Origin of the sequence: Kluyvera sichuanensis, assembly GCF_014218705.1 — a bacterium.
Lineage (GTDB): Bacteria > Pseudomonadota > Gammaproteobacteria > Enterobacterales > Enterobacteriaceae > Kluyvera > Kluyvera sichuanensis.
Genome location: NZ_JABBJF010000004.1, coordinates 41,337 through 62,428, shown reverse-complemented (window position 1 = coordinate 62,428; position 21,092 = coordinate 41,337). Strand labels below are relative to the sequence as shown.

16 protein-coding genes are annotated in these 21,092 nt (G+C 55.7%); 11 read left to right on the top strand and 5 right to left on the bottom strand.

Annotated features, from left to right (window positions below):
• Window positions 1-176: 176 nt before the first annotated feature.
• The 10 genes from HII27_RS06285 (at window position 177) to HII27_RS06240 (ending at window position 11,846) form a co-directional block, all read left to right on the top strand.
• Window positions 177-707, top strand: a complete 531-nt coding sequence (locus tag HII27_RS06285; RefSeq protein ID WP_185667099.1) for a fimbrial protein — start codon at window positions 177-179, stop codon at window positions 705-707.
• 39 nt (window positions 708-746) lie between these two features.
• A complete protein-coding gene (locus tag HII27_RS06280) occupies window positions 747-1,433 on the top strand; it encodes a fimbria/pilus periplasmic chaperone (RefSeq protein ID WP_370631742.1) in 687 nt (228 codons plus the stop codon).
• A gap of 91 nt (window positions 1,434-1,524) precedes the next feature.
• Window positions 1,525-4,032: a fimbria/pilus outer membrane usher protein gene (locus tag HII27_RS06275; protein ID WP_223883159.1), complete on the top strand. Its 2,508-nt coding sequence runs from the start codon at window positions 1,525-1,527 to the stop codon at window positions 4,030-4,032.
• Window positions 4,033-4,174: 142 nt separating this feature from the next.
• The gene (locus HII27_RS06270) at window positions 4,175-4,630 is read left to right on the top strand and encodes a fimbrial protein (protein ID WP_317983838.1); all 456 of its coding nucleotides are present in this window, start codon (window positions 4,175-4,177) and stop codon (window positions 4,628-4,630) included.
• 24 nt (window positions 4,631-4,654) lie between these two features.
• A complete protein-coding gene (locus HII27_RS06265; protein WP_185667097.1) occupies window positions 4,655-5,758 on the top strand; it encodes a type 1 fimbrial protein in 1,104 nt (367 codons plus the stop codon).
• A gap of 94 nt (window positions 5,759-5,852) precedes the next feature.
• A complete protein-coding gene (recR, locus tag HII27_RS06260; protein ID WP_185667096.1) occupies window positions 5,853-6,458 on the top strand; it encodes a recombination mediator RecR in 606 nt (201 codons plus the stop codon).
• A gap of 107 nt (window positions 6,459-6,565) precedes the next feature.
• On the top strand, window positions 6,566-8,440 hold the full coding sequence (gene htpG, locus HII27_RS06255; protein WP_185667095.1) for a molecular chaperone HtpG: 1,875 nt from the start codon (window positions 6,566-6,568) through the stop codon (window positions 8,438-8,440).
• 246 nt (window positions 8,441-8,686) lie between these two features.
• The gene (gene adk / locus HII27_RS06250; RefSeq protein WP_185667094.1) at window positions 8,687-9,331 is read left to right on the top strand and encodes an adenylate kinase; all 645 of its coding nucleotides are present in this window, start codon (window positions 8,687-8,689) and stop codon (window positions 9,329-9,331) included.
• Window positions 9,332-9,515: 184 nt separating this feature from the next.
• Entirely contained in the window at window positions 9,516-10,478 is a 963-nt protein-coding gene (gene hemH, locus HII27_RS06245; protein ID WP_185667093.1) for a ferrochelatase, read from the top strand.
• Window positions 10,479-10,541: 63 nt separating this feature from the next.
• Window positions 10,542-11,846, top strand: coding sequence for an inosine/guanosine kinase (locus tag HII27_RS06240; protein ID WP_185667092.1), 1,305 nt, complete (start codon window positions 10,542-10,544; stop codon window positions 11,844-11,846).
• 88 nt (window positions 11,847-11,934) lie between these two features.
• On the opposite strand, the gene ybaL is transcribed toward HII27_RS06240, so the two are convergent.
• Window positions 11,935-13,611 carry a YbaL family putative K(+) efflux transporter gene (gene ybaL / locus HII27_RS06235; protein WP_185667091.1) on the bottom strand — a complete coding sequence of 559 codons (1,677 nt, stop codon included), beginning with the start codon at window positions 13,609-13,611 and terminating at the stop codon, window positions 11,935-11,937.
• Between the two features lie 255 nt (window positions 13,612-13,866).
• Window positions 13,867-15,087, bottom strand: a complete 1,221-nt coding sequence (locus HII27_RS06230; RefSeq protein WP_185667090.1) for an MFS transporter — start codon at window positions 15,085-15,087, stop codon at window positions 13,867-13,869.
• Window positions 15,088-15,261: 174 nt separating this feature from the next.
• On the opposite strand from HII27_RS06230, the gene ushA reads away from it, so the two are divergent.
• Window positions 15,262-16,914: a bifunctional UDP-sugar hydrolase/5'-nucleotidase UshA gene (gene ushA / locus HII27_RS06225; RefSeq protein WP_185667089.1), complete on the top strand. Its 1,653-nt coding sequence runs from the start codon at window positions 15,262-15,264 to the stop codon at window positions 16,912-16,914.
• A gap of 102 nt (window positions 16,915-17,016) precedes the next feature.
• Here ushA and ybaK read toward each other — a convergent pair whose 3' ends face one another.
• From ybaK to copA, 3 genes are all read right to left on the bottom strand, one after another.
• Entirely contained in the window at window positions 17,017-17,496 is a 480-nt protein-coding gene (gene ybaK / locus HII27_RS06220; protein WP_185667088.1) for a Cys-tRNA(Pro)/Cys-tRNA(Cys) deacylase YbaK, read from the bottom strand.
• 201 nt (window positions 17,497-17,697) lie between these two features.
• Window positions 17,698-18,492, bottom strand: coding sequence for a TraB/GumN family protein (locus HII27_RS06215; RefSeq protein ID WP_185667087.1), 795 nt, complete (start codon window positions 18,490-18,492; stop codon window positions 17,698-17,700).
• A gap of 88 nt (window positions 18,493-18,580) precedes the next feature.
• On the bottom strand, window positions 18,581-21,082 hold the full coding sequence (copA, locus tag HII27_RS06210) for a copper-exporting P-type ATPase CopA (protein WP_185667086.1): 2,502 nt from the start codon (window positions 21,080-21,082) through the stop codon (window positions 18,581-18,583).
• Window positions 21,083-21,092: the final 10 nt, after the last annotated feature.

The following is a 21,092-nucleotide window of genomic DNA, read 5'->3' as shown; positions in this document are numbered from 1 at the left end:
ACCTATCAGCCTTACATGGTTTTGATGAATTGTGCGTAAAAAAATATTATCGTATGTACACGAACGAATGCGTTGTACTACCATTTTGTTGTTCCAACAGGAACGATGTATTACATCATGTCGTAAAAGTTAATTATCAAATATCGATATAATTTATTGGAAGGATTCATATTGTAATGGATATTAATACACTAAATCGTTCAGCATGCCTTTTTATTGCGGTCATGAGTTTATCCTCGCAGGCATTCGCCGCTGATAATGAGGTCACCTTTACCGGTTCCATCCTTGATTCAACCTGTACGGTGAATGTTAACGGTGGCCAAAGTATAATTGATCTGGGCGGTGAGCCTAAGTCAAGCTTCACGCAACAGGGCGATGTCGGCGCCGCTAAAATATTTAACATCGTATTAGAGTCCTGTCCGGCAGATGGCCCAACAAAAGCCTATATTAAATTTTCTGGCCAAACGGATACGAATAGCTACTGGTTTAAAAACACCGCCACGGATTCCCCGGCATCCAATATTGCGGTGATGGTGAAACAGGGTGAGACCGTTGTCGCAGCGGATGATGGTAACGACGCAGTCGATTTGCCAACAACCGGTGGTGACGTCACGGTGAACTACTCTGCGCAGTTTGTTGCCACCGCAACGGGCGTTACCTCAGGGGCGGTTTCAAGCACCCTGACCTATAACGTCTCCTATCAGTAAAAGTGAGGGAGGGGGAAACCCCTCCATAATAAGATGATGATGAATCTATCCAGGTTTATGCTGTGCCTATGCTTGTCCCTTCTCCCTTGTTTGCCAGCGCTGGCCGGGCTACAAATTGGCGGCACGAGAGTGTTGTTTGATGGTACGCGTCAGGCGGCGACGATATCTATTACGAATAAGGATAAAGTCACCAATCTCGTTCAGTCCTGGCTTAGTGCCATTGATGGAAACTCACCGGAGAAAGACAGCTTTATTGTCACCCCACCGTTATTTCGCCTTGAAGCGGACGGTCAGGCGACAATTCGAATTGTGCGTTCTGGTAAGCCATTACCTGAAGATCGGGAATCGATGCTCTGGCTTAATATAAAAGGCATTCCAGCAACGACGGAGGAGAGCGGAAAAAACACATTACAGATTGCCATTAACTCACAAATAAAACTGATATATCGTCCAGCATCTTTAAAAGGGAGTGTGCCGGAGCATTATGCGGGTAAATTACGCTGGAACAGCATTGGGGGAAATATTGAGGTGACTAATCCTACTCCCCACTATATGAACTTATCAACGGCTAGCGTTGGTGGAAAAAACCTGGTGGGCCCTTATTACGTGGCGCCATACTCGAAGACGGTGATTTCGGAAAAAGGTCTTCCGGAACACGGTAAGGCAATATGGCAGGTATTGAATGATTTTGGCATGAGAGGAGAGGTTCAATCTCAGGCGTACTGAAACACCGGCAGGCTTATTTTTATGGATGAGAATGATGATATCAGCATACGGAAACAGCATCTGCCGTTGGTTAAACGCAGGGATCATCCTTTTGGCATTTCAGGATGCGGCATCGGCTAAAGAGTATTTCAACCCACAACTTCTGGACACCTCAAGCACCGCCGTTCCCCAATTAGATCTCTCCCTCTTTGCGCAAGAAGATGTTCCGCCAGGAGAATATAATATTGATATCTATATTAACGGAAAATATATCGATACCCGTACGCTCACCTTTCAGCAGGATGAAGACGAACACCCACCGAGGCTGCGGGCCTGCCTTAGCACCTCATTGCTAAAACAGTGGGGCATACGTGTTGAGCAGTATCCGAAACTGCAAAAAAATGACGACCACTGCGCTGCGCTTAAGGCAATTCCGGAGGCGACCGAGAAGCTGGATATTATGACCCAGCGCTATGTACTTTCGGTGCCGCAGATAGCGATGCTGAACGTGGCCCGAGGTTACGTTGCGGAAAGCCGCTGGGACGACGGCATCACTGCGGGGTTGCTCAACTACAGCCTGACGGGGCAGCAGACGACCTCCAGAACCGGCGGTGACGATGACCGCAGCCAGTTTCTCAGCGTCCAACCGGGGGTTAACATAGGAGCCTGGCGGTTACGAAACTATTCGACCTACAGCCACGATGGCGACGAGCAGCGTTGGGAGTCGATGTATACCTCGGTTTCTCGCGATATTCGTTTCCTGAAAAGCCAACTGGTGATGGGCGAGGCCAATACGCGCGCCGATATTTTTGACAGCATCAGCTTTACCGGTGCACTGCTTTACTCCGATACGGAGATGCTGCCGGACAGTCGACAGGGATTTGCCCCCGTCATTCGGGGAATTGCGCAGAGCAACGCGGAAGTCTCGGTCCTGCAAAATGGCTACGTGATCTATAAAACGACGGTGTCTCCGGGCTCCTTTGAAATAAAAGATATCTATCCAACCGGGAGTTCGGGGGATCTGTATGTCAATGTGAAGGAGTCGGACGGCAGCGAGCGGCGTTTTATCGTTCCCTACGCCTCTTTGGCCATTATGCAGCGAGAAGGGCAGGGGAATTACTCCGTCGCAGCAGGGAAGACTCGGCACCAGGAAAATCGCGCCCATGAGTTTAACTTTGTGCAGGGTGCGGGAGCTTGGGGGTTGCGCGGCGGGTTTACCGCCTATGCCGGCTTTATTCAGGCCGAGGATCAATACAGCAACGTGCTGGTTGGAACGGGGATGAACATTGGCGGGCTGGGGGCGCTTTCTTTCGATCTCTCTCAGTCGTGGGCCCAGTTGCCGCGCGAGGATAATTCTGCCGCCATCTCGCGTGAGTCCGGGCAATCTTACCGTCTGCGCTATAGCAAAATGCTCCAGCAAACGGACACGTCGCTATCGATTGCCGGCTACCGCTACTCGACGGGAGGGTATTATGCTTTCTCTGATTTCACCGATGCCTGGAATACGGAGTATCAGCGCAGTTATGACGGTGGTCGAATGCGGGATCGTGTGGATATTTCTATTTCACAAAATCTACCGCTGGGCTCCCTGGTGCTGTCGTTGGTAAGTGAATCCTACTGGGATACTTCGCGAACGGATTCACTGAGTCTGGGGTACAGCGGCGCTATCGGCGGCATCTCCTATTTTGCTAACTATGCCTATAGCAAAAATGTTTCTGATGACGATGAAGGGCGTCAGTCCACCCGCGATAACGTATTTTCCCTTTCGTTCCGACTGCCGTTTAGCGTCTTTAGCCAGGACGATAAATGGCGGTCGGTATCGGCAAGCTATGCCATCAACCATAGTGACGGTGGCAGCACGTCACATAATCTGGGGCTTTCCGGCAGCCTGCTGCGTGACAACGCCTTAAACTGGCAGCTGTCAGAAGGCTATGACGCTGAGGCCCGAGCAACGAGCGGCAATCTTAACGTTGGCTACCAAAGCCGCTATGCGGATCTCGCCGCGGGCTACGGTTACGATGAGTATAGCCACCGTTATAGCTATGGCATCAGAGGCGGCGCGGTGGCGCATTCGAAGGGGCTCACGCTTTCCCGTTCATTAAACGAAAGCGTCGCGCTGGTACAGGCGCCTGGCGTTGCAGGCGTTCCCATTAGCGGCCAGACCAATGTCTACACCGACGGTTCAGGCAATGCCGTCATTCCTTACGCTCGTCCTTACCACCTGAATAACGTCAGACTGGATAGCCGCGATATGGCCATCGCTGAGGTGGATATCGATAACCAGGATAAAAACGTGGTGCCCACCCGCGGCGCTGTGGTGGTTGCAAAATACAAAACCTGGGTGGGCTATAAGGCCATGATGACGCTTCGTTATCGAGGGCGTGCGGTGCCGTTTGGGGCGGTGGTGTCATTGTCGAACCAGGAAGACGATGCCACGCGAACCAATATCGTGGGCGATGACGGGCAGGTTTACCTGGTTGGTCTGGGGAGCAAAGGTTCGCTGCAGGTGAAGTGGGGAGAAAGTGCGGACAAAAGGTGCCAGGTAGACTACGTCCTTCCTGAACCTGACGTGGATAGCCCGATCCTTTTTTATACCGGGGAATGTCGCCCGGTTTCGTGATGGCATGCTTCATGGAGGGAAGTCGATGGTAAAGGAATACAGGGCCAGGAGGCAAAGGGACGCCGTTTCTGCGCTAAGTATTGCGCCTCTGGTTTTGCTGCTGCTGGCTAAACCAATAGGGGCATATAACAGTCAGGATCTGGTGAATTTTTCCGTTAGCGGAACGATTGTCCAGAGTCTCTGCACGGTAAACGTACCGTCGCAGGTCGCATTGGGAGAGTTTGCCCGCGATACGTTGTCCGTGGCCGGTGCGAGCAGCGCCTCTGTGCCGTTCACGATCGAACTTATTAACTGTACGCCGGGGCTGACGAGCGCACAGGTCACGTTTTCTGGAACACCTTATGATGACGGCTCCTGGGGAAGCGTCATCTACGCTAATCAGGCGGCCGATGGCGCAAAGTACGTCGGCTTGCAGTTGATGAATGCGGACGGCAACCCCGCGGTCAATCTGGCAAATGGCGTGAGCTATACCTTTCCGGTAAGCGCGCAAACGCGCAGTGGAGCGCTGGATATCGTGGCTCGCCTCTACTCGCCGGAAGGGGCGACGACCGCCGGTAAATTTCAATCTTCCGTCACGCTCAACTTTAAATATCAATAAATTATTGCCTATGGGAGAAGGGTTATGTCTGCCTTGCATTGGCTTCTGGCCGTATTATTTCTGGCCTCATTTTCAAGCAGCGCAAACTGTCGACGAGACAGCAATGACAGCGTATCGATTTCGACAATCGCGCTGCCGGACAATATTGTGATTAACAGCCGAGGGTATGCCATTGGGACCATTCTTTATGATTCAGGCTTCGTCAGCGGTAGCGATAATCGCGTGACCATTGAACGATGCGTCCAGAATTACTATGTCGGATTTCTGTACCTTTCCGCGCCGCAAACGGGCAGCACGCTGGGGGGCAATGTGTACCCAACGAATCTCGACGGCATTGGCGTCAGGGTTTATACGCTGAATCAGGCCGGGCCATTTGATGACGCCAGGGCCGTTGATAATGCCTGGCTGGTGGGGGATGGCGCGCTGCTGACCTCGTCCCATACGCTCAACAACTCCTCGTATCGCCTACAGCTTGTGGCAACGAAGCTCAATATTGCCAGCGGCACGCTGACGTTGCCTTCACCGCTGGCGCGCGTCGATTTTCGTGAGAGCAAAAGCATGAGTGGCGATGGCGATATTGCCTCCGAACTTGTGGTATCAGCAAGCCAGGTCGCTATCAACGCAATGGGCTGTACCGCCGACGTGGCCTCGCTAAACTTTGCGATGGGCGATATCAATATGACGCAGTTTGATAGCAATCGACGCGTAGGTGGCGTAACCCAAACGATGAACCTGGCCTGTGAACCGGGGACCGAGGTGACGATGACCGTACAGGCGGCGCAGTTAACGGAAGGGGGCAATGCCGATAACACCCTTATTGCGCTGTCGCAGGATGGCTCCTCGAGCGTAGCCAGCGGTATTGGCGTGCAGCTGAATCTCCGCCTGACGTCAGGAAAATATGACAGCAAAGAGGAGGGGCTGCCGCTGAATACCGCCATTCCCCTGCTGACCTCTTCGCGAGTGACGAACGTTGAGCAGGGATATACTCGCTTTGCCGACGCCAGTAACCCTGGCGGCGCGGCGGAAAGCGAACTGCTGACCTTTACTGCCGACTATATCAAAATGCAGGATGCGGTCACGCCGGGGCAGGCCAACGCTGTCGGCGTTTTATCGTTCATTTACAACTGACGATGTTTTGTTGGCTGCGAGATGCTACCCTATGGCGTTTTATTTTTCGCAATTGATCCTATCGATCGATTGGCTATGACAGGAAAGAAGCTTCATGCAAACCAGTCCGCTGTTAACACAGCTTATGGAAGCGCTGCGCTGCCTGCCGGGCGTAGGCCCGAAGTCGGCACAGCGCATGGCGTTTACCCTGCTGCAGCGTGACCGCAGCGGCGGGATGCGTCTGGCGCAGGCGTTAACCCGCGCGATGTCGGAAATCGGCCACTGCGCCGATTGCCGCACCTTCACCGAGCAGGAAGTGTGCAACATCTGCTCGAACCCGCGTCGTCAGGAAAACGGTCAAATCTGCGTGGTGGAGAGTCCTGCGGACATCTACGCTATTGAGCAGACCGGGCAGTTTTCTGGCCGCTACTTCGTGCTGATGGGCCACCTGTCACCGTTGGACGGCATCGGCCCGGACGATATTGGCCTCGATAGGCTTGAGCAACGTCTGGAATCGGAGCAGTTGACCGAAATTATCCTCGCTACCAACCCGACGGTGGAAGGGGAAGCCACGGCTAACTATATCGCCGAGCTTTGCGCGCAGTATGGCGTTGAAGCCAGCCGTATCGCCCACGGCGTGCCGGTAGGCGGTGAGCTGGAGATGGTTGACGGCACCACGCTATCGCACTCGCTGGCCGGTCGCCATAAGATTCGTTTTTAATCAATCGAGAGCAGGATTTTCTGCTCTCGCTTGAAATCCTCTCTACCCATCCCCATTTTCCTCTCATCGCTTTTTTTACCTTGTAATCAGCATTGAGGTATTTTGCAATGAAAGGACAAGAAACCCGTGGCTTCCAGTCAGAAGTTAAACAGCTTCTGCATCTGATGATCCATTCTCTGTATTCCAATAAAGAAATCTTCCTGCGTGAGCTTATCTCTAACGCTTCAGATGCCGCCGACAAGCTGCGCTTCCGCGCGCTGTCCAACCCGGATCTGTATGAGGGCGATGGCGAACTGCGTGTGCGCGTCTCCTTCGATAAAGATAAGCGTACGTTGACCATTGCCGATAACGGCGTGGGCATGAACCGCGATGAAGTGATTGACCATCTGGGGACTATCGCTAAATCCGGTACCAAAGCTTTCCTCGAGTCCATGGGCTCTGACCAGGCGAAAGACAGCCAGCTTATCGGCCAGTTTGGCGTCGGCTTTTACTCGGCGTTTATCGTCGCGGATAAAGTCACCGTGCGTACTCGTGCCGCAGGCGATAAGCCGGAAAACGGCGTGTTCTGGGAATCTGCCGGTGAAGGTGAATACACCGTAGCGGACATCACCAAAGAAGACCGTGGTACTGAAATTACGCTGCATCTGCGCGAAGACGAAAGCGAGTTCCTCGACGACTGGCGCGTGCGTTCGGTTATCAGCAAATACTCCGACCATATTGCGCTGCCAGTAGAGATCGAAAAACAGGAAGAGAAAGACGGCGAAACCGTGGTTTCCTGGGAGAAGATCAACAAGGCGCAGGCGCTGTGGACGCGTAACAAAGCCGAGCTGAACGACGACGAATACAAAGAGTTCTACAAGCATATCGCCCACGACTTTACCGACCCGCTGACCTGGAGCCACAACCGTGTGGAAGGTAAGCAGGAGTACACCAGCCTGCTGTACATCCCGTCGCAGGCGCCGTGGGATATGTGGAACCGTGACCATAAGCACGGCCTGAAGCTGTACGTACAGCGTGTCTTCATCATGGACGACGCCGAGCAGTTCATGCCGAACTACCTGCGCTTCGTGCGTGGTCTGATAGATTCCAACGATCTGCCGCTGAACGTCTCTCGTGAAATTCTGCAGGACAGCACGGTCACCCGTAACCTGCGTAACGCGCTGACCAAGCGTGTACTGCAGATGCTGGATAAGCTGGCGAAAGACGATGCCGAGAAATACCAGACCTTCTGGAAACAGTTCGGCCTGGTGCTGAAAGAAGGCCCGGCGGAAGACAACAGCAACCAGGAAGCGATTGCGAAGCTGCTGCGCTTTGCGTCGACTCACACTGACTCTTCCGAGCAGACCGTGTCGCTGGCCGACTACGTGTCCCGCATGAAAGAAGGGCAGGAGAAAATCTACTACATCACCGCCGACAGCTATGCCGCGGCGAAGAGCAGCCCGCACCTGGAACTGCTGCGTAAGAAAGGCATCGAAGTGCTGCTGCTTTCTGACCGCATCGATGAGTGGATGATGAACTACCTGACTGAGTTCGACGGTAAGCCGTTCCAGTCCGTAGCGAAAGCCGACGAGTCTATCGACAAGCTGGCGGATGAAGTGGACGAGAGCGCAAAAGAAGCGGAAAAAGCGCTGACGCCGTTCATTGAGCGCGTGAAAACCCTGCTGGGCGACCGCGTGAAAGAGGTGCGTCTGACTCACCGTCTGACCGACACCCCGGCCATCGTCACCACCGACGCGGACGAAATGAGCACCCAGATGGCGAAGCTGTTTGCCGCTGCAGGCCAGGCCGCGCCGGAAGTGAAATACATCTTCGAGCTGAACCCGGATCACGTACTGGTGAAACGCACCGCGGATACCCAGGACGAAGGGCAGTTTAAAGAGTGGGTTGAGCTGCTGCTTGACCAGGCGCTGTTCGCCGAGCGCGGTACGCTGGAAGATCCTAACCAGTTTATCCGCCGCATGAACCAGCTGCTGGTGTCATAAACCTGTCCTAATCAAGTAGCCCGGCCGAGCAACGCAACGCCGGGTTCGGCTCCGGTTCCCCCGGGGTCGGTATAAATGCCTCGCCCGGGCTACTTCTCCGGGCGAGCGCCCTTAAATCTCCCGCTACGCAAAATATCTGACCATTAACCGTTTCAGCCGTCCCGCCTTCCTTGAGCCAGCGCCGTTCTGGTGGTATCTTTTAGCGCTTTTTAAAAAATATCGACAACCTTTGAGGGGATTTTCGCAATGCGTATCATTCTGCTTGGCGCACCGGGCGCGGGTAAAGGAACTCAGGCACAGTTCATCATGGAGAAATATGGCATTCCGCAAATTTCCACCGGTGATATGCTGCGCGCCGCTGTAAAATCCGGCAGCGAGCTGGGCAAACAGGCTAAAGACATCATGGACGCAGGCAAGCTGGTCACTGATGAACTGGTTATCGCGCTGGTCAAAGAGCGTATCGCTCAGGAAGACTGCCGTAACGGTTTCCTGCTGGACGGTTTCCCACGCACTATCCCGCAGGCAGACGCCATGAAAGAAGCGGGCATCAACGTTGATTACGTTCTGGAATTCGACGTTCCGGACGAGCTGATCGTTGACCGTATCATTGGCCGTCGCGTACACGCGGCATCTGGCCGTGTTTACCACATTAAATTCAACCCACCTAAGGTTGAAGGCAAAGACGACGTGACCGGCGAAGAGCTGACCACCCGTAAAGACGACCAGGAAGAGACCGTGCGTAAGCGCCTGGTGGAATACCATCAGATGACCGCTCCGCTGATCGGCTACTACTCCAAAGAAGCGCAGGCAGGTAACACCAAGTACGCAAAAGTTGACGGCACCAAAGCCGTTGCTGACGTACGCGCTGAACTGGCGAAGATCCTCGGCTAATATTGTGCCGCCATCCGATGCCGGATGGCGACATAAACGCCTTATCCGACCTACGGGACTCTCTGTAGGTCAGATAAGCGCTGGGCCATCAGGCAAATTCTCTCCTTACCTCTCGCAGCAATTAGTTTTTCTTCCTCACTTTTCCGCTACAATTATCAACAATTTGAATCGATAAGAGGCGGTAATGCATCATAAGAAACCCGGTATCCTGCTGGTTAACCTCGGCACCCCCGATGCTCCAACGCCTGAAGCGATAAAACGCTACCTGACACAGTTTCTAAGCGATAAGCGCGTCGTTGATACCCCTCGTCTGCTTTGGTGGCCGTTGCTGCGCGGCGTGATCCTGCCTATCCGTGCGCCGCGCGTGGCCAAACTCTATCAGTCCGTATGGATGGAAGAGGGCTCACCGCTGATGGTGTTCAGCCGTCGCCAGCAGCGTGCACTTGCCGCTCGCCTGCCGGAGATTCCGGTGGTGCTGGGGATGAGCTACGGTACGCCATCGCTGCAAAGCGGCGTAGATGAACTGCTGGCGCAGGGCGTTGACCATCTCATCGTGCTGCCGCTCTACCCGCAATACTCCTGCTCCACCGTGGCGGCGGTGTGGGACGAGCTGGCGCGTATTCTGGCGACCAAACGGGCGATCCCAAGCGTTTCGTTTATCCGCGACTACGCCACCGACCACGGCTATATTCAGGCGCTGGCGGCCAGCGCGCGCGCGTCGTTTGCCCGTCACGGCGAGCCGGACGTGCTGCTGCTCTCCTATCACGGCATTCCTCAGCGCTTTGCGCAGGAAGGCGATGACTACCCGCAGCGTTGTCGCGATACCACCCGCGAACTGGTGTCGGCCCTTGGTATCTCGCCGGATAAAGTGATGATGACCTTCCAGTCGCGCTTTGGCCGTGAACCCTGGCTCACGCCGTACACCGACGAAACGCTGAAAATGCTCGGCGAGAAGGGCGTGAAACATATCCAGGTGATGTGCCCGGGCTTCTCGGCGGACTGCCTGGAAACGCTGGAGGAGATTGCGGTGCAGAACCGCGAGGTCTTTATAGAGGCCGGTGGTCAGCAGTATGAATACATTCCTGCGCTGAATGACGACGAAGCGCATATCGCGATGATGGTCAATCTGACCGCGCCCTATACCTGATCGCAAGCAGGCGGATGAATGTGCTACTATTCACCGCCTGTTCACAGCCACTCCTGAAAAACCATGAAATTTCCCGGTAAACGCAAATCTAAACACTATTTCCCGGTGGACGCTCGCGATCCGCTGCTAAAGCAGATTCAACCCGAGAGTGAAACCAGCGCCGCCTGGGTTGTCGGTATCGACCAGACGCTGGTGGATATTGAAGCCAAAGTCGACGATGCGTTTATTCAGCGCTACGGTCTGAGCGCCGGGCATTCTCTGGTGATTGAAGATGACGTTGCCGAAGCGCTGTATCAGGAGCTGGTGCGCGAAGATCTCATTACTCATCAGTTTGCTGGTGGCACCATCGGCAACACCATGCACAACTACTCGGTGCTGGCGGACGATCGCTCGGTGCTGCTGGGCGTGATGTGCAGCAACATCGAAATCGGCGGCTACGCCTACCGCTACCTGTGCAACACCTCAAGCCGTACCGACCTGAACTACCTGCAGGGCGTGGAAGGGCCGATTGGCCGCTGCTTTACGCTTATTAGTGATTCCGGCGAGCGTACCTTCGCCATTAGCCCGGGCCATATGAACAAACTGCGCCCGGAGAGCGTGCCTGAGTCGGTGATTGCCGGTGCGTCTGCGTTGGTGCTGACCTCCTATCTGGTGCGCTGCAAACCGGGCGAACCGATGCCTGAAGCGACCATGCAGGCCATCGCCTATGCGAAGAAATATGACGTGCCGGTGGTGCTGACGCTGGGGACCAAATTCGTGATCGCCGAAAGCCCGGCGTGGTGGCAGAGCTTTATCAAAGAGCACGTGTCGATTCTGGCGATGAATGAAGAAGAGGCGGAAGCGTTAACCGGTCTTAGCGACCCGCTGCAGGCGTCGGATAAGGCGCTCGACTGGGTGGATCTGGTGCTGTGCACGGCCGGGCCAACCGGGCTGTACATGGCGGGCTTCACCGAGAACGACGCCAAGCGTAAAACGCAGCACCCGCTGCTGCCGGGGGCGATTGCTGAGTTCAACCAGTACGAATTCAGCCGCGCGGTGCGCTTTAAAGATTGTCAGGACCCGCTGCGTATTTACTCGCACATTGCGCCGTTTATGGGCGGACCTGAGAAAATCATGAACACCAACGGCGCGGGCGACGGTGCGCTGGCTGCGCTGCTGCACGACATTACCGCCAACGCCTACCACCGTTCCAACGTGCCGAACTCCAGTAAGCACCAGCATAGCTGGCTGACTTACTCGTCGCTGGCGCAGGTGTGTAAGTATGCGAACCGGGTAAGCTATCAGGTGCTGAATCAGCATTCACCGCGCCTGACGCGCGGCCTGCCGGAGAAAGAAGATAGCCTCGAAGAGGCGTACTGGGAACGGTAATTCGGCGGATTCCCGGGGTCGCTCGCGCTCGCCCGGGATACTTCAGCATGTAGCCCGGCCAAGCGAAGCGCCGCCGGGATCGTCATATCTACCCGCTAACCGCCTCACTCAACGGTGGTTCACTCAGCAGCCCCAGCATCGTTTTGGCAATTTCACGCTCGCCCATCACCACTTCATTGGCTCCGCGCTCGCTGATATAGGCCACTTCATCGTCGTAGTGCGCACGAGCGATAATCTCAAGATGCGGACACTTCTCGCGGGCGCTGGCGACAATCTCCCCGGCCTCGTAGCCGTTCGGAATGGTCAGCAGCAGCCAGCGGGCGCAGTCCAGATGCGCCAGGTCCATGATCTCTTCGTTCGCCGCATTACCCAGCACCGCACGAATACCGCGCTCGCGAAGCTCATCCACGCGGGTACGCGAGGTTTCGATAACCACCAGCGGGATGCCCTGCGCCATCAGCTTCTCGCCGAGCAGGCTGCCAACGCGACCGTAGCCGACCAGCAGCGCATGGTTACAGATATCCACCGGGATCTGCTTCTCGTCTTCCAGCGCCTCTTCCAGCGTCTGCTCCTCAAGGGTTTCCGTTTTCTCGAGGTATTTTTCCAGCACTGAGAACAGCACTGGGTTCAGCATAATGGAGAGGATGGCGCCCGCCAGCACCAGATTCTGCCCCGACTGTGGCAGCAGGCCCAGCGCCATACCGAGGCCGGCAAGGATAAAGGCAAATTCACCAATCTGCGCCAGGCTGGTAGCGATGGTTAACGCGGTACGCTGAGAGTGGCCGAACAGACGCACCAGGCCGAAGGCCGCCAACGACTTGCCGAAGATGATGATGGCAAGCGTTGCCAGCACCGCCAGAGGCTGCTCAATCAGAATCAGCGGGTCGAACAGCATACCGACGGAGACGAAGAACAGCACCGCGAACGCATCACGCAGCGGCAGCGTATCGTGGGCAGCACGATGGCTCAACTCGGATTCGTTCAGCACCATCCCGGCGAAGAACGCGCCCAGCGCGAAGGAGACATCGAACAGCTCAACCGCGCCGAAGGCAATCCCCAGCGCCAGCGCCAGCACCGAAAGGGTAAACAGTTCGCGAGAACCGGTTGCGGCGCTGCGGGAGAGGATCCACGGCACCAGACGGCGGCCGACCAGCATCATAATGGCGATAAACGCCACCACTTTACCGATGGTGATGGCCATATCAATCGCCAGTGAGGCGAAGCCGATATTCTCTTTTTCCATCATGCCGGCGACGGCTGGCAGCAGCACCAGGGTCAACACCATTACCAGGTCTTCAACAATCAGCCAGCCGATGGCGATTTGCCCGCGCTGACTATCGATAAGCTGTCGTTCTTCGAGCGCGCGCAGCAGCACCACGGTACTGGCAGTGGAGAGACACAGACCAAAGACGATACCGGTCATCATCGACCAGCCTAAGAAGGTGGAGAGCAGCATGCCGAGCAGGGTGGCGACGGCTATCTGCGCAATCGCTCCGGGGATGGCTATTGACTTTACCGCCATCAGATCCTTGAGCGAGAAATGGAGACCCACGCCAAACATCAGCAGAATAACGCCTAGTTCCGCCAGTTCAGGGGCCAGTTTGGTATCAGCGACAAATCCTGGAGTAAACGGTCCGGCCAGTACGCCCGCTAACAAATATCCTACCAGTGGAGAAATTCTTAACTTATTGGCAATCATGCCAAGGAAAAAAGCGAGCACAAGGCCACCAACAATGGTGGTGATTAGCGGTGTGGCGTGATGCATTCCGTCTCCTTTCGTCGTGATGCGTGGTCCCATTTTTGGCGCAGAATGCCGGAACAGCCTGAAAACCAAAAAGCCTTGTAATAGTTTATGACAATTCCGGTCATTTTGTTTGTGAATAATTCTTGAATTTAACTAAAAATTTGAATTTTGAGGAGTAAATGGCACAAATAAGAAAGTTGAATGCGGAAAGTCAGAGGTGACGAGTGCTTGCGGGAGAAAGAAGGCAGCCAAAACAGACGTTTGGCTGCCCGAAAATCAGTGTTTTTGGCGGTTATCAGGTAAGAATATGGTCAACATACCGATTAATGGTAGGAAGGCGCATATTTTATACACCAGGTCGATGCTGGTGTGGTCTGCAATCAGCCCCAGCACCGCGGCACCCAGGCCACCCATCCCAAAGGCGAAACCGAAGAACAGCCCAGAAACCATGCCGATACGACCCGGTAATAGCTCCTGCGCGTACACCAGAATGGCGGAAAACGCCGAGGCGAGGATAAATCCAATAATTACCGTCAAAATCCCCGTCCACCAAAGGGTGGCGTAGGGTAAAAGGAGGGTAAATGGCGCTACGCCGAGGATAGAGCCCCAAATAACATATTTACGGCCAATCTTATCGCCGACTGGCCCGCCAATCACGGTCCCTGCGGCAACCGCAAACAGGAAGGCAAAGAGATGAATCTGGGCGTTTTGTACCGATAATCCGAATTTTTGCATCAGATAAAAGGTGTAGTAGCTGCTAATGCTCGCCATATAGAAGTATTTGGAGAAAATCAGCATCAGCAGAATGAAAACGGCCAGCACCACTTTATTTTTCGGCAGCGGGTTAACGATAACGGTTTTAGGTTTGCCTTTCGCTAAACGATGCTGCGCCGCGTACCAGCGGCTAACCTGCGCCAGAACGACGATTGCCAGCAGCGCGGCCAGTACGAACCAGGCGACGTTGCCTTTGCCATAAGGCGCGATAATCACCGCCGCCAGCAATGGCCCCAGCGAGCTGCCGAAGTTGCCGCCCACCTGGAAGATGGACTGCGCCAGGCCGTGACGACCACCGGAGGCCATACGCGCCACGCGGGAGGACTCCGGGTGGAACACCGATGAACCGGTGCCGACCAGCGCTGCCGCCAGCAGAACCCCGCCGAAGCTGCTCGCCAGCGCCAGCAGTACCAGGCCGCTTAGGGTAAAGCACATGCCGACCGGTAGCGACCACGGCATAGAGCGTTTATCGGTGATATAGCCGATAACCGGCTGGAACAGCGATGAGGTGAGCTGGAAGGTCAGGGTAATCATCCCGATCTGCACGAAGCTGAGCGAAAACTCCGACTGAAGCAGCGGATAGATCGCCAGAATCAACGACTGAATCATATCGTTGAGCAGATGGGAGAGGCTTATTGCCCCCAGAATACCAAATGAGGTACGACCCTTCTGCGAAGACGCAGACGGGCCAGGCCGCGTAGGGCTGGTTTCAGAAATTGCCATAGATTCCACTTGTAATTAATAGTGCGATGTTGGGGATATACGCTTTAATAATAATTATCAGACTAAGATACCTGTCTAATACGTTTGAAGGAAGTCTCATTTCTGAAAACAAATTAGACTAATATTTCAGAGCATTGTAATTTCGGCGATGGTTATTCACTCAGGGAGAGAAACATGCATTTCGTCAAACGGGGCGTGGCGCTGGCGATGCTGTCTGCATTGTCTTTAGTCAGCTTACCTTCTCAGGCTTATCAGCAAGATAAAACCTATAAAATCACCATCCTGCATACCAACGATCATCACGGCCATTTCTGGCGCAGCGAATACGGCGAATATGGACTGGCGGCGCAAAAAACGCTGGTGGACGGCATTCGTAAAGAGGTGGCGGCTGAAGGGGGGAGCGTGCTGCTGCTCTCCGGCGGTGATATTAACACTGGGGTTCCAGAGTCCGACCTTCAGGACGCCGAGCCTGATTTCCGCGGCATGAACCTGGTGGGCTACGATGCGATGGCCGTGGGTAACCACGAATTCGATAATCCGATGAGCGTGCTGCGCCAGCAGGAAAAATGGGCCAAATTCCCGTTCCTCTCTGCCAACATCTATCAGAAAAGCACCGGCGAACGCCTGTTTAAACCCTGGGCGATTTTCAAACGCCAGGATCTTAAAATTGCCGTTATTGGCTTAACCACCGATGACACCGCCAAAATTGGCAACCCGGAATATTTCACCGATATTGAATTCCGCAAACCGGCGGAAGAAGCCAAAGTTGTGATTCAGGAGTTGCAGCAAAAAGAGAAGCCGGATCTGATTCTGGCAACGACCCACATGGGCCATTACGATAACGGCGAGCACGGTTCTAACGCGCCGGGCGATGTCGAAATGGCACGCAGCCTGCCTGCGGGCTCGCTGGCGATGATTGTGGGTGGTCACTCACAGGATCCGGTCTGCATGGCATCGGAGAATAAAAAGCAGGTCGACTACGTGCCGGGCACCCCGTGCGCGCCGGACAAACAGAACGGTATCTGGATTGTGCAGGCGCATGAGTGGGGCAAATACGTTGGTCGCGCCGACTTTGAGTTCCGCAATGGTGAGATGAAACTGGTGCACTATCAGCTGATTCCGGTGAACCTGAAGAAAAAGGTGACCTACGATAACGGGCAGAGTGAGCGCGTACTTTACACGCCACAAATCCCGGAAAATCCGCAGATGCTCTCGCTGTTAACGCCGTTCCAGAGTAAAGGCAAAGCGCAGTTGGATGTAAAAGTGGGCAGCGTCAACGGGCATCTGGAAGGGGATCGGAGCAAGGTTCGCTTTGTGCAAACCAATATGGGACGACTGATTCTCGCCGCACAGATGGCGCGCACTGGCGCTGACTTTGGCGTGATGAGCGGCGGCGGCATTCGTGATTCCATTGAAGAGGGAAATATCACCTACAAGAGCGTGCTGAAAGTGCAGCCGTTTGGCAACGTGGTGGTGTACGCCGATATGAACGGCAAAGAGGTCACTGAGTATCTGACCGCTGTCGCCCAGATGAAGCCGGATTCCGGTGCCTATCCGCAGTTTGCTAACGTGAGCTTCGTGGCAAAAGGCGGGCAGCTTCAGGATCTGAAAATCAAAGGTGAACCGGTCGACCCAGCGAAAACCTATCGCATGGCGACCTTGAGCTTTAACGCTACCGGCGGCGATGGCTATCCGAAGATTGATAGTAAACCGGGATATGTGAATACCGGGTTTATCGATGCCGAGGTGCTCAAGCAGTATATTGAGCAGAACTCACCGTTAGATGTGAATGCTTACGAACCGAAAGGGGAAGTGAGCTGGCAGTAAGGTGTTGAGCCGTTCCCGGCGGCGCTTCGCTTTGCCGGGCTACTTTCTATTCCCTCTCCCCGTTGGGGAGAGGGCTAGGGTGAGGGGGACAAGCCGCACCCATCAATCCCGACGCGCAATATCCGCAAACGTCGCGCCAAGAATCTTCGCTAAGTCTACCGCCGCCAGTTCAATATCCAGCCCGCGCTTGCCGCCGGAAACATAGATGGTGGCAAACTCCTGCGACGGCGCATCAATCACCGTTGGCAGACGCTTTTTCTGCCCTAGCGGGCTAATGCCGCCCACCAGATAACCGGTCACGCGCTGCGCCACCATTGGGTCGGCCATATCGACCTTTTTGGCGCCTAACGCCTTGGCCACTTTCTTCAAATCCAACTGCCCGGCAACCGGCGTCACCGCCACGGCGAGCTGTTTCATGTCGCCGTTCATTGCCACCAGCAGGGTTTTGTAAACCTGGTCGGCATTCAGTCCTAATTTACGCACCACTTCGTCGCCAAAGTTGGTCTCATGCGGATCGTGATCGTAGGCGTGGATGTTGAACGGGATCTTGTTCTTTTCGAGTAGCTTAACTGCGGGAGTCATAACGTTCCTTCTTACTACAGACGTGATATGCAGCCAGCATACGCCGAAAAATGCACTAAAAAATAGTATAATCTTGCGCAATAGGTATTGGCAGTTGCGGCAACTTTGAGCGACAATCGAAAGATCCGGAGTGCGAACTCCGGGATAATAATAATGATGAAATTCCTCTTTGACGGGCCAATAGAGATATTGGCCATTTTTTTATCCCAGCATCTGCGGCAGGTTACCTTCCCCGTACAAATGTAGCGCCCCTACGGCGACCACATAGCGCCCCGGCGGCAGCGCCAGCAGCGCATCGCGCCAGGCCTCATTGCGTTTCACCATCAACACATCATACAGCGACTGGCTAAAGGTATTGGGCAGCGAAGCCGTACCGTTGGATGGCGGCTGTTCTAACCACCAGCCGATCATCACCTGCAGCAGCCGAGCGTTGGTGTGCCAGTGCGTCAGCGTATCGTCGAGCAGCGCCATGCCGCCGTCGGGAAGTTCGCAGAGCAGCGCTATCTGACTGTCGGCCCCTTCCAGCTCCTTCACCGGCAGCGACGTTTCGCGAGCCGCCTGCAGCAATTGATAGTCAATGCCGTAATCCGGGCGCAGCCCCAGCTTTTGCGCCTGAGTGGCCTGCAGCACCATCGCCACCTGCCACAGCGGCTGGGTATCAAAGCGATACAGCGGCATACCCAGCTCGTCGCTGAGTTTTTCAAGCTGGCTAAACTGCGCTGCGCTGAGCCGTTCGCGCAGCGGCGGGTATTCTGGCAGGTCGCTGAAGGGCGTTTCGTTACCCGAGATATCCGCTTCAACAATAAGCGCATCGGCCTGATGAAGTTTTTTCAGTAACTTAGCGGGAAGGGGGGCCATGTCGCGGGTCCCCATATGAATGCTGCCCACCAGATGCAGGTGGCGACCGCCGGGCAAGGTGACGTCCAGCGCAGGCCAGCTGTAGGGTGAACCGCGCAGCGTGCGCCACAGGCGTTGTAGTTGATTTAACAGGCTCATCCGCGCTCCCTGGAAGGAAAATCTCATGCTAGCGCGATGGGGGAAAAGGTGCAAACGCGTCCCTCCCGATGGCGGGAGGGACGGTGGGTTACTGCTTAGGTTTGAAGCGCAGCAGGCGGTTGGCGTTGCTCACCACCGTAATGGACGAGAGCGCCATCGCCGCCCCGGCAACCACCGGATTCAGCAGCGTGCCGGTCAGCGGCCAGAGGATCCCGGCGGCAATCGGAATGCCCAGCGAGTTATAGACAAACGCCCCGAGCAGGTTCTGCTTCATATTCCGCAGCGTGGCGCGGGAAATGGCTAGCGCATCGGCGACGCCGACCAGGCTATGGCGCATCAGCGTAATCGCCGCGGTTTCAATCGCCACATCGCTGCCGCCGCCCATGGCGATACCGACGTCGGCCTGCGCCAGCGCTGGCGCATCGTTGATACCGTCACCGACCATCGCGACCTTCTGGCCCTGCGCCTGCAGATCTTTAATCGCCTGCGCTTTCCCGTCCGGCAGTACCCCGGCAATCACCTCATCAATACCTGCTTCCTTGGCAATCGCGTTGGCGGTGACGGGGTTATCCCCGGTTAGCATCACCAGACGATAGCCTTCGCGGTGCAGGCGCTGCAGCGCGGCAACGCTATCGCTGCGCAGCGGGTCACGAATGGCGAACAGCGCGGCGGCTTTACCGTCGATCGCCAGCAGCACCGGCGTGGCACCCCGAGCGGCCTGCTGAGCCATCTCATCGTCCAGTTCGCGGGTCACGACCTGGTGTTCATGCAGCAGCGCCTGGTTGCCGAGCAGCAGGGTGTGCCCGTCGGATTCACCGCTCACGCCCAGCCCACGCAGGGTGCGGAAGGCGTTAACCTGTGGCAGCGTTCGTTCATCCGCTTTTTCCACAATAGCGCGGGCCAGCGGGTGGTTCGACCCCTGTTCCAGCGCGGCGGCGAGACGCAGCGCGGTGGCTTCGCTAATTGCCCCGAGCGTTTTGACCGCAACGACCTGTGGTTTGCCTTCGGTCAGGGTACCGGTTTTATCAAACACCAGGGTGGTTAACTCACTGGCGCGCTGAAGCGCATCGGCATCACGTACCAGTACGCCGTACTCTGCGGCGCGACCGACGCCGGCAATAATCGACATCGGCGTTGCCAGACCCAGCGCACACGGACAGGCGATAATCAGTACCGTCGTGGCGATAACCAGGGTATAGACAATCTGCGGTGCCGGGCCAAAGAAGTACCAGATAGCGGCGCTGAAAATCGCAATCGCCACCACCACCGGCACGAACACGGCGGAGATTCTATCCGCCAGTTGGCCGATTTCCGGCTTGCTGCTCTGTGCCTGACGTACCATCTTAATAATGCGCGACAGCGTCGTGTGGCTGCCTACGGCGCTGGCGCGGAACTGCACCGAACCATCTTCTACGACGGTACCGGCATGAATGCTGTCGCCGTCGCCTTTTTGCTGCGGGATAGGCTCACCGGTCAGCATGGCTTCATCAAACCAGGCTTCGCCCTGGGTAATTTCACCGTCAACCGGAACGCGGTCACCGGTTGCCAGACGTAAGATCATGCCCGGCTGAACGTCGGCCAGCGGCACGGTTTTTTCACCGTCTTCCGTGACCACGCGGGCGGTCGGCGGCGTCAGGTCGAGCAGTTTTTCCAGCGCCCGGGAGGAGCGCTGACGTGCGCGCGCTTCCAGCATATGCCCGAGGTTTATCAGGCCGATAATCATGGCGCTGGCTTCGTAATAGAGGTGGCGGGCTTCCATCGGGAACCACTGCGGCCACAAGTTGACGCTCATCGAGTAGAGCCACGCGACGCCGGTACCTAAGGCGACGAGGGTGTCCATCGTTGCGGTACGATTCTTCAGGCTTTTCCATGCGCTGGTGTAAAAATGACCACCGGCAAACACCATCACTGCCAGGGTGACGAGACCGATGACCAGCCACAGAGAGCGGTTATCGTCGGAGACCATCATGTTGTCGCCGATCATCCCCCAGACCATCACCGGAATGCCGACCAGCAGAGCAACAATCGCCTGCCAGCGAAAACGTTTCATGGTCGCCAGTGCGGTTTCCTGCTGACGTTCGCGGCGCTTGAGATCGTCCTCAATCGCTTCCGCGCCGTATCCCGCTTTTTCCACCGCCTGGACTAAATCACCGGCGGAGGCGCTACCCATGACCAGGGCCGTGCGCTCCGCCAGGTTTACCCGTGCCTGTACGACGCCCGGTACGGCCTGCAACGCATTTTGTACCCGGGAAACGCAGCTGGCGCAGCTCATACCGTTGATCAGCAATTGTTGGCTGTCATCCAGTTCCTGCGCTGCCGGAAGCTCAGGGGTGGCCGCTGTCAGTGCTTCCGACGGGAGTGATGACTCTGCCAGCGGTTTAGCCTTTGGGTGGCTTAACTCAGCACCATAACCGGCTTGTTTAATGGTTTCGATCAGCGCTTCAGCGCTGGCGCTACCGGTCACGTGCGCGGCTTCGATAGTCACTTCCGCATGGTCAACGTCAGAACGCTGCTCCAGGCTCTCTTTCACGCGTTTCACGCAGTGGCCACAGGACAAACCGTCCAGGGCTAGATCGATGGTTTGAGACATATCACTTTCC

Excerpts from the sequence above, each read along its gene's own strand:
- HII27_RS06285 (WP_185667099.1), top strand. The coding sequence starts at position 177 with ATGGATATTAATACACTAAATCGTTCAGCATGCCTTTTTATTGCGGTC.
- HII27_RS06280 (WP_370631742.1), top strand. The coding sequence starts at position 747 with ATGAATCTATCCAGGTTTATGCTGTGCCTATGCTTGTCCCTTCTCCCT.
- HII27_RS06265 (WP_185667097.1), top strand. The coding sequence starts at position 4,655 with ATGTCTGCCTTGCATTGGCTTCTGGCCGTATTATTTCTGGCCTCATTT.
- recR (WP_185667096.1), top strand. The coding sequence starts at position 5,853 with ATGCAAACCAGTCCGCTGTTAACACAGCTTATGGAAGCGCTGCGCTGC.
- htpG (WP_185667095.1), top strand. The coding sequence starts at position 6,566 with ATGAAAGGACAAGAAACCCGTGGCTTCCAGTCAGAAGTTAAACAGCTT.
- adk (WP_185667094.1), top strand. The coding sequence starts at position 8,687 with ATGCGTATCATTCTGCTTGGCGCACCGGGCGCGGGTAAAGGAACTCAG.
- hemH (WP_185667093.1), top strand. The coding sequence starts at position 9,516 with ATGCATCATAAGAAACCCGGTATCCTGCTGGTTAACCTCGGCACCCCC.
- HII27_RS06240 (WP_185667092.1), top strand. The coding sequence starts at position 10,542 with ATGAAATTTCCCGGTAAACGCAAATCTAAACACTATTTCCCGGTGGAC.
- ybaL (WP_185667091.1), bottom strand. The coding sequence starts at position 13,611 with ATGCATCACGCCACACCGCTAATCACCACCATTGTTGGTGGCCTTGTG.
- HII27_RS06230 (WP_185667090.1), bottom strand. The coding sequence starts at position 15,087 with ATGGCAATTTCTGAAACCAGCCCTACGCGGCCTGGCCCGTCTGCGTCT.
- ushA (WP_185667089.1), top strand. The coding sequence starts at position 15,262 with ATGCATTTCGTCAAACGGGGCGTGGCGCTGGCGATGCTGTCTGCATTG.
- ybaK (WP_185667088.1), bottom strand. The coding sequence starts at position 17,496 with ATGACTCCCGCAGTTAAGCTACTCGAAAAGAACAAGATCCCGTTCAAC.
- HII27_RS06215 (WP_185667087.1), bottom strand. The coding sequence starts at position 18,492 with ATGAGCCTGTTAAATCAACTACAACGCCTGTGGCGCACGCTGCGCGGT.
- copA (WP_185667086.1), bottom strand. The coding sequence starts at position 21,082 with ATGTCTCAAACCATCGATCTAGCCCTGGACGGTTTGTCCTGTGGCCAC.